This is a genomic window from Campylobacter concisus (assembly GCF_002914005.1).
Taxonomy (GTDB): domain Bacteria; phylum Campylobacterota; class Campylobacteria; order Campylobacterales; family Campylobacteraceae; genus Campylobacter_A; species Campylobacter_A concisus_N.
In genome coordinates, this window is the sequence record NZ_POZU01000065.1 from 1 (window position 1) to 16,773 (window position 16,773).

At 36.4% G+C, this 16,773-nt stretch carries 19 protein-coding genes; 5 read left to right on the forward strand and 14 right to left on the reverse strand.

Annotated features, from left to right (window positions below):
* Positions 1 to 58: 58 nt before the first annotated feature.
* Positions 59 to 505, reverse strand: coding sequence for an rRNA maturation RNase YbeY (gene ybeY, locus CYP54_RS07395; RefSeq protein WP_103604764.1), 447 nt, complete (start codon positions 503 to 505; stop codon positions 59 to 61).
* 25 nt (positions 506 to 530) lie between these two features.
* On the opposite strand from ybeY, the gene queC reads away from it, so the two are divergent.
* Complete coding sequence (gene queC / locus CYP54_RS07400; protein WP_258033711.1) at positions 531 to 1,253, forward strand: 7-cyano-7-deazaguanine synthase QueC; 723 nt, start codon at positions 531 to 533, stop codon at positions 1,251 to 1,253.
* A 284-nt stretch (positions 1,254 to 1,537) separates the two neighbouring features.
* Here queC and mrdA read toward each other — a convergent pair whose 3' ends face one another.
* The 13 genes from mrdA to CYP54_RS07465 form a co-directional block, all read right to left on the reverse strand.
* A complete protein-coding gene (gene mrdA, locus CYP54_RS07405; RefSeq protein WP_103604766.1) occupies positions 1,538 to 3,376 on the reverse strand; it encodes a penicillin-binding protein 2 in 1,839 nt (612 codons plus the stop codon).
* Complete coding sequence (locus tag CYP54_RS07410; protein WP_103604779.1) at positions 3,373 to 3,864, reverse strand: hypothetical protein; 492 nt, start codon at positions 3,862 to 3,864, stop codon at positions 3,373 to 3,375. The genes mrdA and CYP54_RS07410 overlap by 4 nt, the downstream gene beginning before the upstream one ends.
* 1 nt (position 3,865) lies before the next feature.
* Positions 3,866 to 4,480, reverse strand: coding sequence for a ribosome biogenesis GTP-binding protein YihA/YsxC (yihA, locus tag CYP54_RS07415; RefSeq protein ID WP_103604767.1), 615 nt, complete (start codon positions 4,478 to 4,480; stop codon positions 3,866 to 3,868).
* Positions 4,477 to 4,953, reverse strand: coding sequence for a lipopolysaccharide transport periplasmic protein LptA (lptA, locus tag CYP54_RS07420; protein WP_103604768.1), 477 nt, complete (start codon positions 4,951 to 4,953; stop codon positions 4,477 to 4,479). The genes yihA and lptA overlap by 4 nt, the downstream gene beginning before the upstream one ends.
* Positions 4,926 to 5,453, reverse strand: coding sequence for an LPS export ABC transporter periplasmic protein LptC (locus CYP54_RS07425; protein WP_103604769.1), 528 nt, complete (start codon positions 5,451 to 5,453; stop codon positions 4,926 to 4,928). The genes lptA and CYP54_RS07425 overlap by 28 nt, the downstream gene beginning before the upstream one ends.
* Positions 5,444 to 5,932 carry a KdsC family phosphatase gene (locus CYP54_RS07430; RefSeq protein WP_103604770.1) on the reverse strand — a complete coding sequence of 163 codons (489 nt, stop codon included), beginning with the start codon at positions 5,930 to 5,932 and terminating at the stop codon, positions 5,444 to 5,446. Before CYP54_RS07430 ends, CYP54_RS07425 begins: the two co-directional genes overlap by 10 nt.
* A complete protein-coding gene (gene hisB, locus CYP54_RS07435) occupies positions 5,929 to 6,504 on the reverse strand; it encodes an imidazoleglycerol-phosphate dehydratase HisB (protein WP_181001548.1) in 576 nt (191 codons plus the stop codon). Before hisB ends, CYP54_RS07430 begins: the two co-directional genes overlap by 4 nt.
* Before the next feature lie 15 nt (positions 6,505 to 6,519).
* On the reverse strand, positions 6,520 to 7,377 hold the full coding sequence (locus CYP54_RS07440) for a septal ring lytic transglycosylase RlpA family protein (RefSeq protein WP_103604772.1): 858 nt from the start codon (positions 7,375 to 7,377) through the stop codon (positions 6,520 to 6,522).
* Positions 7,364 to 8,575: a lytic transglycosylase domain-containing protein gene (locus tag CYP54_RS07445; protein WP_084040887.1), complete on the reverse strand. Its 1,212-nt coding sequence runs from the start codon at positions 8,573 to 8,575 to the stop codon at positions 7,364 to 7,366. The genes CYP54_RS07440 and CYP54_RS07445 overlap by 14 nt, the downstream gene beginning before the upstream one ends.
* A gap of 64 nt (positions 8,576 to 8,639) precedes the next feature.
* Positions 8,640 to 9,425, reverse strand: coding sequence for a TatD family hydrolase (locus CYP54_RS07450; RefSeq protein WP_103604773.1), 786 nt, complete (start codon positions 9,423 to 9,425; stop codon positions 8,640 to 8,642).
* On the reverse strand, positions 9,422 to 10,678 hold the full coding sequence (locus CYP54_RS07455) for a GGDEF domain-containing response regulator (protein ID WP_103604774.1): 1,257 nt from the start codon (positions 10,676 to 10,678) through the stop codon (positions 9,422 to 9,424). The genes CYP54_RS07450 and CYP54_RS07455 overlap by 4 nt, the downstream gene beginning before the upstream one ends.
* 88 nt (positions 10,679 to 10,766) lie before the next feature.
* Positions 10,767 to 12,287: an AAA family ATPase gene (locus CYP54_RS07460; protein ID WP_181001546.1), complete on the reverse strand. Its 1,521-nt coding sequence runs from the start codon at positions 12,285 to 12,287 to the stop codon at positions 10,767 to 10,769.
* Positions 12,280 to 13,155, reverse strand: a complete 876-nt coding sequence (locus tag CYP54_RS07465) for an NAD(+) kinase (protein ID WP_103604780.1) — start codon at positions 13,153 to 13,155, stop codon at positions 12,280 to 12,282. Before CYP54_RS07465 ends, CYP54_RS07460 begins: the two co-directional genes overlap by 8 nt.
* Positions 13,156 to 13,247: 92 nt before the next feature.
* On the opposite strand from CYP54_RS07465, the gene aspS reads away from it, so the two are divergent.
* The 4 genes from aspS (at position 13,248) to ppa (ending at position 16,753) form a co-directional block, all read left to right on the forward strand.
* The gene (aspS, locus tag CYP54_RS07470; protein ID WP_103604775.1) at positions 13,248 to 15,005 is read left to right on the forward strand and encodes an aspartate--tRNA ligase; all 1,758 of its coding nucleotides are present in this window, start codon (positions 13,248 to 13,250) and stop codon (positions 15,003 to 15,005) included.
* Positions 15,006 to 15,149: 144 nt separating this feature from the next.
* Complete coding sequence (locus tag CYP54_RS07475; protein WP_103604776.1) at positions 15,150 to 15,719, forward strand: adenylate kinase; 570 nt, start codon at positions 15,150 to 15,152, stop codon at positions 15,717 to 15,719.
* Between the two features lie 109 nt (positions 15,720 to 15,828).
* The gene (locus CYP54_RS07480) at positions 15,829 to 16,164 is read left to right on the forward strand and encodes a NirD/YgiW/YdeI family stress tolerance protein (RefSeq protein WP_103604777.1); all 336 of its coding nucleotides are present in this window, start codon (positions 15,829 to 15,831) and stop codon (positions 16,162 to 16,164) included.
* Between the two features lie 70 nt (positions 16,165 to 16,234).
* Entirely contained in the window at positions 16,235 to 16,753 is a 519-nt protein-coding gene (gene ppa / locus CYP54_RS07485) for an inorganic diphosphatase (RefSeq protein ID WP_103604778.1), read from the forward strand.
* The last annotated feature ends 20 nt before the right edge of the window (positions 16,754 to 16,773 follow it).

Consider the following 16,773-nt stretch of genomic DNA (forward strand, 5'->3'; position numbering starts at 1 on the left):
GATTTTATGCCAAAAAGAGGAGCTTTTAGAAGAGCTTCACAAAGCATCTGAAGAAAATCTACTCTTTTAAATTTTTATTATTTATAAGATCAATTAGCCTAACATCCTCACTTCTTACGATTAGACTTTTAGGCAGCTCAAATTTCTTGATAACCTCGCACTCTTTTTCTCTCATTTCGCCATCATCTTTTTCATGATCAAATCCCAAGATATGAAGCAATCCATGTGTAAAAAGTAGTGCGGTTTCGGCATCTTCGCTATGATTTAGCTCTGCAGCTTTTTCTTTTACCATATCTTTGTTTATAACGATTGAGCCAAGTGGGGCGTGAATGACAAGCTCAAGCGGAAAGCTTAAAACATCTGTCGTTTTATCAATGCCTCGCTCAGTTTTATTTAGTTCTCTCATTTCTTCCTTATCGACAAAAACTAGCTCGATTTCTCCTAGTGTCAAATATTCACAAATTTCATCTAAAATTTTTGGATAGCTCTCTTCGCAAAGTATCATTTTAGGCTCTTTCCTTAGTAACTTTTTGTATAATTCTAGCAAAAATAAAAGGCAAAATATGAAAAAAGCAGTTTGTATAATGAGCGGCGGTATGGATAGTACGCTTTGTGCTGTAATGGCAAAAAAGGCTGGATATGATATCGTAGCGCTTCATTTTGACTATGGACAAAGGACGATGAAACGTGAAAAACGTGCATTTAACGAAATTTGTGAAAGATTAGGCATTACGAAAAAGATAAGTTTAGATGTTAGCTTTATTGCCCAAATAGGCGGAAATTCTTTGACTGATGAAGGCTTGCAAATAAGAAAAGATGGAGTAGAAAAAGATGTACCAAATACTTACGTGCCTTTTCGAAATGGTATTTTTATCTCGGTCGCTGCCGCACTTGCTGAAAAAGAAAATGCACAAACTATCTATATCGGTGTCGTAGAAGAAGATAGTTCAGGCTATCCTGACTGCAAAGAAAGCTTCATAAAAAGTATAAACGAGGCTATAAATTTAGGCACATCGCCTAGTTTTTCGTGCGAGATAATTACTCCACTTGTAAATTTAAGCAAGGCTGACATCGTAGCAAAATCTCTTGAGCTTGGCTCGCCGCTAGAGCTTACTTGGAGCTGCTACGATAGTGAGGACGAGGCATGCGGACTTTGCGATAGCTGCAGGCTAAGGCTAAATGGCTTTAAAAAGGCAAATGCCACTGATAAAATCTCATATAAAAATCAAAATTTTCCTTATGAGCTTCTATAAAATAGCAAAGAGATATCTTACTTTGCTACGTTTTTATATATTTAAATATTTTGGAAATTGATATTTTTCTATTGCCACATTTTATTAAGTAAGACCATTTAACGAATTTAAAGATATATCAACGCTTAGGCTCTTGCTAGCTACCAAAAACATAAATTCTCAGTCAAGTTTGCCAAAATTTAATAAAGAAGATTAAAAAGTAGTTGATAAATTTAGCCAAAACGCTCCAAGCATAAAGTAAAAATTTCTAAGTAAGTGGTCGCACCTACGGCTTTTTAGTGATCTTATTTTTTCTTATTGTCTTGTTTTTTATTTTGATCACTTTGGATTTTTTCTAAATTTATATATCCCATTTCAACGAGTTTATTATAAATTTGAGCGATTTTTAGCCCAGCCGCACTTCCGCCATGGCCACCATGCTCTATAACCATTGTGATGACGTATTGCGGATCTTCATAAGGCGCATATGTAGTCATCCATGCATGAGATCTTTGCAAATACGCCATATCCTCCTCTTTCATACGTTTCTTTTCAGTTTGAGAAATTCCAACGACCTGGGCAGTACCGGTCTTTGCAGCAACTTTAACTAGGCTTCCAATAAAATGCCTATTTGCCGTGCCTCTTGGGTGATTTGCCACTTCATACATTGCATGCCTAATAGCTGGTAGTTGTGATTTTTCAAACGGCGTAAAAGCATCATCTGTTGGCGTAAAATCAACATCCTTGTCATCAATGCTCTTTAAAAAATGCGGAGTCACATTTAGCCCAGTTGCAAGGCCTGCTGTATATTTTGCCACTTGCATAGGCGTGACTAAGAAATTTCCCTGTCCGATAGAAGTGATAAGGGTCTCGCCTTGAAACCACGCTTTGCCATACTTCCTCATCTTCCACTCTCTACTTGGCAAAGTCCCCACAAACTCATTTGGCAAATCAACCTCGGTTTTTCTACCAAATCCCATACGCTCCAGTATCGGCACAATAGCGTCAATTCCTATCTTTTGACTACCTTTATAAAAATAATCATCACAGCTCTCTCTAATTGCCGTATTCATATTAACATTTCCATGTCCGTGAGAGTTCCAGCAGCGAAATTTACGTCCTCCAAGCTCATACGAGCCACTACAAAAAAAGCTATCGTATTTACTCATGCCATTATCCAAAAACGCAAGCGCCATACCCATTTTTACGACAGAACCTGGCGGATAAAGGCCGTTTATTAGCTTGTTTGTGAAAGGATGATCGACGTTTTTTACAAGCTCTTCCCATTCAGGCTGAGAAATTCCAAGCACAAATGGATTTAGATCATACTCTGGAAAGCTACCAGCAGCTATGATAGCACCATCTTTTAGACTCATAACTATGACGCTTCCCGCATCCTTACCAAAGACATCAGCCACGAACTGCTGAAGCTCGAGATCGACTGCAAGCTTGATATTTTGACTTTGTGGTGCTTGATAGTTTATCTGTTCGATCTCTTCATTTAAGGCATTTACCTTTATCTTTTTAAATCCTTGAATTCCTTGTAAGATCGGATTATAAAACCGCTCCACGCCACTTCTTCCAATATAATTTGTAAGCTTTGTCAAAGGATCATTATCTATATCTTTTTGATTTGCCCTACCGACATAGCCGATGATGTGAGAAGCTAGATCGTTATACGGATAGTGGCGTTTTGAAGCGGGCCTTATTTCTAAATTTTCACGCAAAGAAAGTGATGCAAAAAATGGTAAAAATTTATCATAATCAATAAATTCGACCACATTTATAAAATCCTGGTTGTAAGCTGAGTCATTTTTTATGTATTCATTTTTAAGCTTTGTGGCATTTAGATCGCTAAATAGCGAGCCAATGTAAGCTAGCTCATCATCTAAAATTTTTACCTTTTTATTAGCACTTAAATGAGGTCTAATGGATACTGAAAAGCCAAGACGATTAACGGCCATTGGCTTATCATGTGCGTCAAAAATGATGCCCCTAACTGGCGGAATATAAATAGTCTTTATCGCGTTTTGCTCCGCGATCTCGTTGTAGTAGGTATTTGAGTTTATGCTTAGGTGATAAATTCGTCCCAAAAGTATAATCCAAAAAAGAGCGATTACACTAAAGACGATGCGCATTCTCATAGCACTTTATCCCTAAAAAGAACGATAGCAAGGATACTTTCAAATGCTATAAAAAATAGATATTCAGATGAAAATGCTAAATTTTGCTCATTTAAAACGTAAGCAAATAGGTTATTTACAAGAAATGTTAAAGCGTATCCAGCTGCTACAAAGATGATAAGTAGGCAGTTTCGCCACTTCATCGTGGTATATAGCCAGTCTAAAATAAAATTATAAAAAAGCAAAAATGCAATAATCGTTGAAAAAAGATGAAATCCATGAATTTGCTCAGCAAATATTATAAAAATTATCGCAAAGTACCAATTGTGCTTAAACTCGTCGTATTGCTTTTGTTTTCTTGAATACTCCAAAATCATATAAGTAAAAAAAATGCCAATGAGTGGCGGCAAGAAACCAAATTGCGTAGTTGCGATCTCATATGAGAATAAAAAAACAGCCCACCAAAATTCTTTAAAAATTTTAATATCTAAGCTGCTTATGGTTTGCATTTTATCTACCAAGAACGTTATTTATGATAGCTTCTCTAGCCTTTTCGATACCGCTTTTATTAAGAGTTGAGACCAAGATACCACTTGGGTCAAATTTCATTACCGCACTCTTTTGGCTTTGATTTAGTTTATCACTTTTTGTATATAAATTTAAAATTTTCTGATCAGCCCTTAAAAAGCTTTTTAGATAAGCATCCACATTTACGTCTATATCCAAATCAAAATGTCTAGCATCAATTAGATGTATAAAAAGCCTTATATCGCTTCTAAATTTCAAAAACTCATCTAAATTTTTACGCCATTCATCATGCTTTGACTTTGCCACTTTTGCATAGCCAAAGCCTGGCAAATCAACTAAGATGAGCTTAAATTTATCTTTTTCTTCCTGCTCGTCTTTTTGCTCACAAAACTCGGCCTCAAAGAAATTTATAAGCTGAGTTTTACCAGGAGTCGATGAGCTTTTGGCTAGATTTTTTTGATTTACAAGTGTATTTATGAGGCTGCTTTTACCAACATTTGATCTACCCAAAAAGACGACTTCGCTTGTTACGAAGCTTGGAGCCTCTTTTATACTTGGACTTGATGTGATAAATTTAGCACCTAGTGGCCTTATCACTTATCTTTTTCCTCTACCTGAAAGATAAACTTAACAGGCTTTTTTTCATCACTATTTACACTATATGTGCCATCTTTTTGATTGACAACTATCTTTTCACCATAAACATTCTTATCAGTTTCTACCTCATGCAAATAGCCATTTCCACTAACAGTATAGATCTGTTTTGCTGGCTCGTATGTAAGAGTATTGCCTTTGCCGTCGTAGTGCTTATCTTTTATAAAAATTTTTGCTCTAGCATTGCCAGTGGCCACATATTTTATAGGCTGGCGTTTTTTGTCAAAATAGACAACCACCTTATCTGCCTTAAGCTCATCAAATGAACCCTTTTTGATATTTACATTACCTATAAATTCACTAGTTTGCTTATTCTCATCTGCAAAAAAATCATTTGATGTGATTTCAACTTGCTCTGCATTTAAAAATGTAAAACCCAACATAATTGCTAAAATCGCTGATTTTCTTCTACCCATGCCCTTAACCCTTTTACCTGCGTTTGTTTTTTGCCAAGATCATAGCTTCCACTCTCGCCCAGTGCCTTATCATTATTTCTTATGAGCGTGAAATTTGCTTCAGATCTTACTATCTTTGTTTTTGTTCCATATATCACTTCGTCACTTATAAATCTCAAGCTATCGTTGTTTTCGTAGTTTGCATTCTTTTTAAAGATGATTTCGTCATTTTGTGAGATTGCTTTGTCTGAGCTTAGAAAATGTTTTAAATTTCCTCTTAAAATTTTTGCTTTAAAACTCAAAAATTCATCTTTATCATTGTATCTATTTAGCTCGTCAGCCTCGTAGACTCCGCTTATTTTTGTGGAATTTATCTCATAATCTATCACATCATTTATCTGCATATTTGATATCTTTGTATCAATCTTTAAAACATTTGTAAGGTATGGATCTTGAGCTGCCAAAAATATCATCACGACACTAAAAATTGCCACGACGAAGTAGAAAATTTTTACAACCAACGCTTCGACCACTCGTCATATAAATTTTCTGATTTTATAATAAGCTCGATCATCTCTCTAACAGCGCCATTGCCACCTTTGTGCTTTAACTTTGTCTTTACATCAAGCTCTTTTATCGCGTCTTTTGGCTTAAAGCTCCAAGCAACTGCATTTAAAATTTTATAGTCATTGTAGTCATCGCCGATAGCTGCTGCATTTTTAAAGCTAAGCCCTTCAAATTTTAATATCTCACTCGCCACTTCAAATTTATCACCAACACCTTGATAGACGTGATTTATCTTTAGATCCTCTGCTCTTCGCTCAACGATGGCTGACTTTCTGCCTGTAATGATAGCTACTTTTTTACCAAGCTTTAGCCAGCTTTCTATCGCGTAGCCATCTTTTACATCAAAAAATTTAAGCTCTTCGCCATTTGCATTGTAGATGATCTTGCCATCAGTCAGGCACCCATCAATATCTAAAAAAATAATCTCTATCATAAAACACCCTTTGTGCTTGGTGTGCCTATCCTTGCGTTTTTAGCAAGCGCTCTACGAAGTGCGACGGCAAATGATTTAAATGTTGCTTCGATGATGTGATGAGTATTTTTGCCACGAATTTGATTTAGATGAAGAGTGATGGCTGAATTTATCGCAACTGCTCTAAAAAACTCTTCCACAAGCTCCGTGTCAAACTCGCCAACCTTGGCGTTTTCATTAAAATTTTCATATACAAGGTAAGCTCTGTTGCTAAGATCTAGTGTGCAAAAAACAGCCGCCTCATCCATAACAACGCTTGCCTCGCCAAATCTCTCAACACCACTTAAAGGATACAAGGCCTCTTTTAAAAGCTGACCCAAAACTATGCCTACATCCTCAACGCTGTGGTGAAAATCCACATGCGTGTCGCCCTTGCATGAAATTTCAAGATCAAGCAAAGAATGCTTTGTAAAAGCTTCAAGCATATGGTCAAAAAAGCCAATGCCAGTATCTATCTTTGCAATACCAGAGCCATAAATTTTAAGCTTCATTGAGATTTGTGTCTCTTTTGTATTTCTAGTTAGCTCTAAAATTTCTTCTCTCACGCCCTAACCTCTTACTATAAATGCACCTTGGAATTTACCGCTTCTTGCATAATCCCTAGCCTCGTCCTCACTTCTAAAGCCATTTAAAAATACTCTATAAATGGTCGAGCCATCTATAGTAAATGTCTTAACTACCGACTTATAGCCATCTATGCTTTGATGTTCTCTTTGATATCTGTTTGCGCCCTCAAGGTTTTTAAATGAGCCAATTTGCACCATAAAATCTCCACCTACGACCCGTTGCTCTGACGAAATAATAATGCCTCCAGTTGGAGCTGTCGGAGAGACTGGATTTGGCACTTTTATACCAGTACTTGTTGGTTTTGTTTGGGTATTAATGCTAGCAACAGCATTTATATCTTCATTAAAGCCTATGACTTCCATACTGACTGGAGCTGTGCCTGTACCGATAATATCAAGTTTAGTTGCAGCCGCCTTTGAAAGGTCTAAAACTCTATCAGCCACAAAAGGTCCACGATCATTTACGCGAACAATGATGCTTTTTTGATTTCTTAAATTTGTTACTTTAAGGATCGTATTCATCGGCAAAGTTTTGTGTGCTGCAGTCATGTTGTACATATTATAAATTTCGCCGTTTGAGGTTGTTTTGCCATGAAAATTTGGACCATACCAGCTTGCCGTACCACTTGCCTTATCACCAACGCTTACAACGGTTGGGTAGTATGTTTTGCCATTTATCGTGTAAGGTCTCATTGTTGCTTTTTGGATAGAAGCTGAATTGTTACCCTTTACATTAGTTGGGCCACTTGGTGTAAATGGTGCCCCGCTCCAAGAGCAACCAGTAACTAGAAGAGTAAAACTTAGTCCTATATAAAATTTTAGGCTCTTATGGTATGACAATATTTGCTCCAACATTTAAATTTGAACTAGCAAAAGAATTTGCATCTTTTAAATCTTTTTCACTCACATTAAATTTTTTAGATAAAGAAGCTATCGTGTCACCAGTTTGGACTATATAGTTTTGAGATTTATTTTGGGCGGAAAATGGAATAATTAGTTTTTGATTATAGCTTACGGCATTTGTGCTAAGCTCGTTGTAGTCTTTGATCGCTCTATGACTAACACCTGTTTTTTTAGAGATAGAAAGTAATGTTTCGCCTTTTTTTACGACATAGGCATAAAAATTGTTTTTACCATTAAATGGCTTGAAATTTTCTGCAAAAAGCTGCTTTTTATTTTCAGGGATATAAACATAATAATCTTTTAGAGTTGGTGGAGTAAATACAAATTTTAAGTGCGGATTGTTGTTTTTCATTTTTTTTGTACTAAGGCCGATACTATCGCCTATTTGAGCCAAATTTGTACCACCAGGTACTTTTACTTTTACAAGCTTTAATCCTCCGTTTATGTTCAATAAAGATGAATCTTTAGACATCAAGAAGTCTGCGTCTTTTGCGGTATATGCTGCTCTTAAAATTTTGATAACAAAATTTCTAGTTTCGGCTGGAAGGTATTTTTTCTCCGCATCAAGAAGCGTTACAAGGTCATCTGTACCGGCTTTTTGTATAGCTCTTTTTAAGGCACCATCACCGCAGTTATAAGCCATAGCTGCTAGATACCACTTGCCAAATTGATTTTTAAGCGACTTTAGATAATTTGTTGCTGCAATAGTAGACTCTACTGGATCTTTTCTCTCATCGACATACTGTCCTACCTTTAGACCATGCAGTCTAGCCGTTTGCTCCATAAACTGCCACATGCCAGTAGCTTTTGCGTTTGAGACTGTGTGATTTGAAAAGCCTGATTCTATCATAGCTAGATAAAAAAATGACTCAGGTACGCCTGATTTTTTGATCTGCTCTTTTACCATCGGTATATACATATAACCATTTTTTAGAGCTTCTGTAAATGTTTCAAGTTGCGATTGTTTGATACCTTGCCTCATCTTTGCATAGTGAGAAGTCTTCATAAAGCTAGCGTCAATATCCAACTCTTTTAAAATTTTTACCTGAGTATCGTATGAGCTCTTTTCAGGTGTATTTGCTAGTAGCAAGGTACTACATGCAAACATTAAAAATATTTTAAGCATTGCTTTCATTTCTATCCTTTTTCGTGTCAAAACTTAAGATGCTAGCATCTTAAACAAGTGCAACGCTCAAAATTTAAGCAAAGCACTTAAACAACCTTTTGGCATTATTTGAAGTTTTTTCGCAAACAACTTCAAACTCAAGGTTTAAAATTTCAGCTATCTTTTTAGCAACAAATGTCGTAAACGCCGGCTCATTTCTCTTGCCGCGATTTGGTTCTGGCGTGAGATAAGGAGCGTCAGTTTCAATAACTATCCTGTCAAATGGGATTTTTGGCAAAATTTCGACTAAATTTTTAGCATTTTTAAATGTTAAAACACCGCCTATGCCAAAGTAAAAATTCCCAAATTTACAAAGCTCTAAAAGAAGTGGCGAAGCATTATAGCAGTGCAAAATCGCTCCAGCTTCAAGCTTTGGTGCATACTCTTTTAAGATGTTAAAAGAGTCCTCATTAGCCTCCCTAATGTGAAGAATAACGGGTTTTTTTAACTCAACAGCCAAATCAAGTTGAGCTAAAAAAATACGTTTTTGATCCTCTTTTTCTTTTATCTTTTCATTTTCATCTTTTGGTAAGCGAAAGTAGTCAAGACCACATTCACCAATTGCCACACACTTTTCATCTTTAGCAAAATTTCTTAAAGTTTCAATATCAAAACTCTCTTTATCATATGGATGAACTCCAGCGGCAAAGAAAATGTCAAAATTTTCATGTGCTATTTTAGCCGCTTTTGGTAAATCATTGATATCAGCTCCCGGGATAATAAAGCCCTTTAGCCCTAAATTTCTAGCTTCATCTAAAATTTTATCAAGGTCAGGATCATAAATTTTACTATCCAAATGACAATGTGTATCTATAATCATAAAGCTATTTCTACTCTGTTTCTACCATTTTCTTTTGCGGTGTAAAGCGCTGAATCGCAAGCCTCAAGCATATCGTCTATCTCGCAATGTCCATTGCCAAAAGATACACCTATAGATATAGTAACTCTTATTTTTTGTTTTTTTATAACTACTTCATTTTCAGACACTTTGGCTCGTAAATTTACAAAAAATTTGACAGCTTCTTCTTTGCTTATCTTTTTAAGCACAACGCAAAACTCTTCGCCGCCAAATCTTGCAACAATATCGCTTCCTTTTGTATTATCATTTAAAATTTTTGCGATTGATTTTAGTATCCTGTCTCCACCATCATGGCCATATGTATCATTTATCTTCTTAAAATAATCAACATCAATCATTGCAAAAGCATAAGCCTCATTGGTCTCTTCAGCTACTTGGATATACTCTTCCACGTCGGAATAAAAAAATCTTCTATTATAAACTCCGGTCAAGAAGTCACGATTTGCAAAATTTGCTATCTTATTTATATTTTCCATCGCTTCAATCGTATTATTAACACGACATATTAGCTCTTCTTTTGAAAATGGTTTTGCTATAAAGTCGCTCGCACCATTTTTTAAAAATATTGATGCGTCAGTCTTTTCGCTAGGAGATGTCATAACAATTACGCCAAGACTATTTTTATCTTTTTCTTTTCTAACCTCTTTTAAAACTTCAAGGCCATCTTTTACCGGCATTCTATAATCAGTTATTATAAGATTTATATCAGGATTATCTGCAAAATAACTCATTGCCTCTTCGCCATGAGCCGCAGCCAAAACTTTAAACTGAAGGCTAGTTAATATCTTTTTTATCATATTTCTAAAAGGGAGCGAATCTTCAACAACCAAAACCTTGTATTGTCTATTTTTGCTCAGTCTATTTATCATTTGGAAGATATAGTTGATATCATCCATATTCCCTTTATAAACATAATCAACAATATCTTTATTTATAAAATTTTGCCTTGTTTCATCATCAATGCTACCTGTTAAAACAATAGCTGAAAGTCCTTTGGAAAGTGCATAATCAACGATCTCGCCATTTGGAGCATCTGGCAAATTTAAATCCAAAATAGTCATAAAATAATCTTTGTCATGCTCATTAATTAGCATTTGAGCCTCGGCGAAACTATATGCGACATCAATTGCCATCTCATCAATAGTCTTTTCCATTTGCATAACAATCAGCTTTGCTAACGCCTTATTATCATCAACTACAAGGATTCTTTCCATATTATTCCTACAAAAATTTTTATCAAATTAGTGGCGATTTTATCAAATAAATTTATTTATAAAGCTTAAATTAATAATTTAAATTAAGCTACTTTAAAAGCCCTTTCGCAAAATTTATTGCCTCTTCACTTATGTGCTCACCGCTTATCATACGTGCTAATTCGCTCACTCGTTCATCTTTATCAAGCTCTCTTACGACCGAGTTCTCGCCGTCGCGCTCTACCAAAAAGTGTGAATTTGCCTTTGAGCTAAGCTGTGGCTGGTGCGAAATGGCAAAAATTTGATAAAAATTTGCAAGCTTAAGCAAAACATTTGCGATACTCATCGCCTCTTTTCCACTTAAATTTGCATCTATTTCATCAAGTATGATAACATCACCGCCAGTTTTTGTGATCTCACTAGATGCGGCTATAAAAGCCAGTCTTAGGCGGTTTAGCTCGCCTGAACTTAAATTTTTAAGCGAAGTCTCATTTAAATTTAGACAAACCTCATCAAGTCCTAAAATATCAAGTCTTTTTTCTCCTATTTTTAGCGTAATATCTGGCATATAAAGCTCTTTTAAATATAAATTTATCATAGCCTCAAGCTCTTTTAAATTTACGCCCCTTGCCCTGCTTAAAGCGCTGGCAAGCTCATTTGCCTTTTTGCTTAAAATTTCAAATTTCTTCTCAAGTTCACTCTTTTCAAAACTTAAATTTTCATATCTAGCAAGCTCTTTTTCCTTTTTATCAAGCGCCTCTAGCGCCTCTTCCTCGCTGCCGTATCGCCTAATAATAGCATTTACCGCCTCTATCCTATCAAGCACGCTCTCCACGTCGATATCGTCAAGCTCTTCCATATTTAGGCTATCTCTTGCAACCCTTAGCTCGTTCATTGCATCTTCAAAAAAGCCATTGTCAAGGTCGCTAATGCTTAGTGCTTCATTTACGCTGTGCTCTAGCTCAAATATCCGCTCAGCCCTAGTCCACGCTTCATTTATCTTATCCTTTTTACTAAGCCTCTTTTTAGTCTCCATAAGCTCTTCAAACTCGCCTTTTTTAGGCCCCACACTTCTTATCTTCTCGATCTCAAAGCTTGCAAGCTCCTTTAGCTCCTCGACCTTTTTCTCTTCCTCTTTTATAGTGGCTAGCTCTTTTGAAATTTTAGAAAATTCCAAAAACGCTTCTTCAAATTCCTGTTTTATCTCTTTAAATTTCTCATTTTTTGAAATTTCCAGCCTATCAAGCAAATTTAGAAATTTCTCATTTTCAAATTCATTTGCCTCTTTTGCCGAGAGATATTTGATGTGCTCGCGCGCCACTTGGGCTAAATTTTTCTTTGAGATGGCTTGTTGGTTTATAAAATATCTCGTGCTTTTATCTTTTAAAAGCTTGAAAATATTAACCTCTTCGTTTTCTATGCCAAACTCATCAAGCTCAAATTTATGCTCCACATCAGCTTCTATTAGCCTTGCCTCGCTATCTTTTAGCCCAAAAACAGCCATTATCGAGCTCATTAGCACCGACTTACCAGCGCCACTAACGCCCGTAAATACACTAAGACCCTCTTTGAAATTTAGCTCGACATTTTTAAAATTTAGATAATCTTTAATCAAAATTCGATCAATCATTATAACCCCAGTGAAGTTTCTCTTTTAAAATTTGAAAATAATCCCTGCCAATATGACGTATCAGCCTCGCTTTTTTATCGCTCAGGCTCATGCTAACAGCTGAAATTTTACTCACATCAAAGCGGTCTTGGCCGTCTATTACTAAAATGGCGTCACTATTTGTTCTAAATTTGACCGTATGATTTTTGGTAAGCACGACTGGACGCTGTGTAAGTGAGTGCGAGCAGATAGGAGTTACTGTAAAAACTTCGCTTAATGGATAAATAATAGGGCCATTTGCGCTCATGTTATATGCCGTTGTTCCAGCAGGTGTCGCTACTATAACGCCGTCTCCAAAATATGAATTAAAATATTTTTCATTTAAAAGTGCCTCGATATGTGTCATCGAACCGCCATTTTTACTAACGATAACCGCGTCATTAAATGCTATCTTTTGCTCAGTTTTGCCATCATTTTTATGAAGCACGACATCAAGCATAAAAGGCATTTCTACCTCAAATTTACCATCAAAAAAGTCTTTAAAAAACTTCTCACTCTCATTTATCGTGATATCTGTCAAAAAGCCGAGCCTGCCAGCGTGTATGCCAAGGACTAGCGGCGAAATGTGAGCTAGCTTTCTACAAGTTGAAATGATCGTGCCATCTCCGCCAAGAGTGATCAAAAATTCGCACTCTTTGGCTAGTTTTATCAGCTCAAAACCATTTTTTTCTATACGCTTAGCACAATTTTTTTCAAGCAAAATTTCTGCGTTATACTTTTTTAAAATTTTTTCTAATTTTTCTAAATCTTGCCTAAATAATGGATAATCTTTAGCAATAAGTCCTACTTTTTTTGTGCAAAAAGTATTAAATTTTTGTTCATTTTTCATGTAAATGATTGTAACATATTTTATTTTAACAAAGCTTTTCAAAAGAAAAAAGCGACTATAATTGCCTAAAAAACATTGCAAAGGAGCATTTTATGCGAAGTCATTATTGCACCGATCTTAGCAAAGCTGACATCGGCAAAGAAGTAATACTTTGTGGCTGGGCAAACACATATAGAGACCATGGCGGCGTTGTTTTCATCGATTTAAGAGATGTTAGTGGGCTTATACAATTAGTTTGCGATCCGGCTGATAGCAAAGAAGCACATGACGTGGCTGCAAAAGTAAGAGATGAATATGTCTTAAAGGCAAAAGGAAAAGTAAGAGCTAGAGGCGAAGGACTAACCAATCCAAAACTAAAAACTGGCGAGATAGAAGTAATAGTAAGCGAGCTAATCATCGAAAATCCAAGCGAGCCACTACCATTTATGATAGGTGATGAGAGTGTAAATGAAGATATCAGACTAAAATACCGCTTTTTAGATCTAAGAAGCGAGCGCTTGCAAAATATATTTAAAATGCGTTCTCGTGCAGCGATCGCAGCTAGAAACAGCCTAGATAAAATGGGCTTTATCGAGTTTGAAACTCCGGTTTTAACACGCGCAACTCCAGAAGGAGCGAGAGACTATCTAGTGCCAAGCCGTGTATATCCAGGTCAATTTTACGCACTCCCACAAAGTCCACAGCTATTTAAACAGCTTTTGATGTGTTCTGGCTTTGATAAATATTTCCAAATCGCAAAATGCTTCCGCGACGAAGACTTAAGGGCTGATCGCCAACCAGAATTTACTCAAATAGATATCGAAATGAGCTTTGTCGAGCAAGAAGATATCATAAATATGGCTGAAACGATGCTAAAAGATATTTTTAAAGCCTGCGGATACGATATTAAAACGCCATTTAGACGCATGAGCTACAAAGAGGCCACTGAGACTTACGGCTCAGACAAGCCTGATCTTAGATACGATCTAAAAATGATCGATGTTATCGATATTTTTGAACGCTCAAGTAATGAAATTTTTAGTTCTATTGCAAAAGATAAGAAGAAAAACCGCATCAAAGCGCTAAAAGTACCAAATGGCGACAACATCTTTAGTAAGCGTGAGATGAATAGATTTGAGGAATTTGTACGTAAATTTGGTGCACAAGGTCTTGGCTACTTCCAAATGAAAGAAGAAGGACTAAAAGGCCCACTTTGTAAATTTTTCGAGCAAAGCGATCTTGATGAGATCATCTCAAGATGCGAGCTAAAAGTTGGTGACGTTGTATTCTTTGGTGCTGGTAAGAAGAAGATCGTGCTTGATTATATGGGAAGATTTAGAATTTTCCTAGCTGAACAAATGGGTATCATCGATCAAGACAAGCTTGAGTTTTTATGGGTGCTTGACTTCCCAATGTTTGAGCAAAATGATGATGGCAGCTACTCTGCGATGCACCATCCATTTACAATGCCAAAAAATATAGATGAGCCCGATCTTGAGGATATCCTTTCTATCGCTCACGACGTTGTTCTAAACGGCTTTGAGCTTGGCGGCGGAAGTATAAGAATTCACAAAAACGATATCCAACAAAAGGTCTTTAAGCTTCTTGGCATAGACGAAGAAGAGCAACGTGAGAAATTTGGCTTCTTGCTTGATGCCTTGACATTTGGTGCGCCTCCACATGGTGGTATTGCGATCGGCTTTGATAGGCTAAATATGCTTGTAAATAAAGCAAGCTCGATCCGTGATGTCATAGCATTCCCTAAAACACAACGTGCTCAGTGCCCACTAACAAAGGCACCAAGCCACGCTAGCAACGAGCAGCTTAGGGAGCTAGGACTAAGGATAAGAGAAAAAGAGCAAAAGGCTTAAAATTTTGTTGTAATAAATTTGGACTTTTTGGATGTCTAAATTTGAGTTAATTTAAAGATTTAAATTTTTGAGATGAATTTGGATGTTGCATAGAAATTTTCAAACTCATTCAAAGGCGCTCAAAAAATATAAAAAAGGGAAAGAATGAAGAATTTATTTTTAATCATCGGCGCTCCAGGCAGCGGCAAAACGACAGACGCATCACTCATTGCACAGCAAGATGAGAAATTTGCACATTTTTCAACTGGCGATCTTTTAAGAGCTGAGGTTGCTAGCGGTAGCGAGCTTGGCAAGCTGATAGACGGCTTTATCTCAAAAGGAAATTTAGTTCCGCTTGACGTTGTCGTAAACGCGATCGTATCAGCCATTAAAGGCTCAGAAAAATCAAACATCATAATAGACGGATACCCAAGAAGCGTTGAGCAAATGACTGAGCTTAACAAGGTATTAAGCGAGCAAAAAGAAATTTCTCTTAAAGGCGTCATCGAAGTAGATGTTAGCGAAGATGTGGCAAGAGCTAGAGTGCTTGGCCGTGCAAGAGGCGCTGATGACAACAACGAAGTCTTTAACAACCGTATGAAAGTCTATCTTGATCCGATCGTACCTATCCGTGAATTTTACAGCAAAAAAGAGCTACTCTATGTAGTAAACGGTGAGCGTGGCATCGACGAGATCGTAGCTGATATCAAAAATTTACTAGCTAAACTTATATAAATTTACAGACCTTGCATCAAAAGGTGCAAGGTTTTAAAACTTACTTTTCATTAACATCAAAAATGTAATATCCTTTTAAATTTTTACAATAAATTCCAAAAGGATAAAAATGAAAAAGATCATAATCGCTGCAATATCTGCTAGCATTGCAATGGCTGGAGGCTTCACATCAAAGCACTCAAGCGAAACAATAAGCGTAAAAGAGGTCTTAAAACTAAATGACGACACCAAAGTTGTGCTAGAAGGTAAAATAAAATCACATATAAAATCAGACAAATATGAATTTATTGATAAAAATGGTGACGTCATCGTTGTTGAGATCGACAAAAACAAATGGGGCAACATAACAGTCAATGAAGATATACCTTTACGAATAAGAGGCGAGATAGATAAAGACCTTATGAAAACAGAGATCGATGTTGATAGCGTAGAAATCATAAGGTAGTTAAAATTTACACGCATTTAATGCAAAAAATACTAAAATCACGAAAATTTCTAACATAAAGGACGAATATATGGACGTTTCAAAAATCAAAGCTGGCTCAAACCCAGACAAAATCAATGCCGTAATCGAAATACCTTATGGCTCAAATATCAAATATGAGATCGACAAAGATAGCGGTGCAGTCGTGGTCGATCGCGTACTTTACTCAGCGATGTTCTACCCAGCAAACTACGGCTTCGTGCCAAACACACTTGCAGCAGACGGCGATCCAGCTGATATTTTGGTACTAAATGAGTATCCGCTCCAAGCTGGTAGTGTCATCCCTTGCCGCTTGATAGGCGTTTTGGTAATGGAAGATGAGGCGGGTATGGACGAAAAGCTTTTGGCTGTGCCGGTTACAAAGATTGACCCAAGATATGATGCGATAAAAAGCTACCAGGATCTGCCAGTTGCAACACTAAATAAGATCAAAAATTTCTTTGAAACTTATAAAATTCTCGAGCCAAACAAATGGGTAAAAGTGAAAGAATTTAAAGATGCAAATGCTGCAAAAGAAATTTTAGATACCGCAATTAAAAATTATAAATGATTATAAGCCCTATTTTTAGG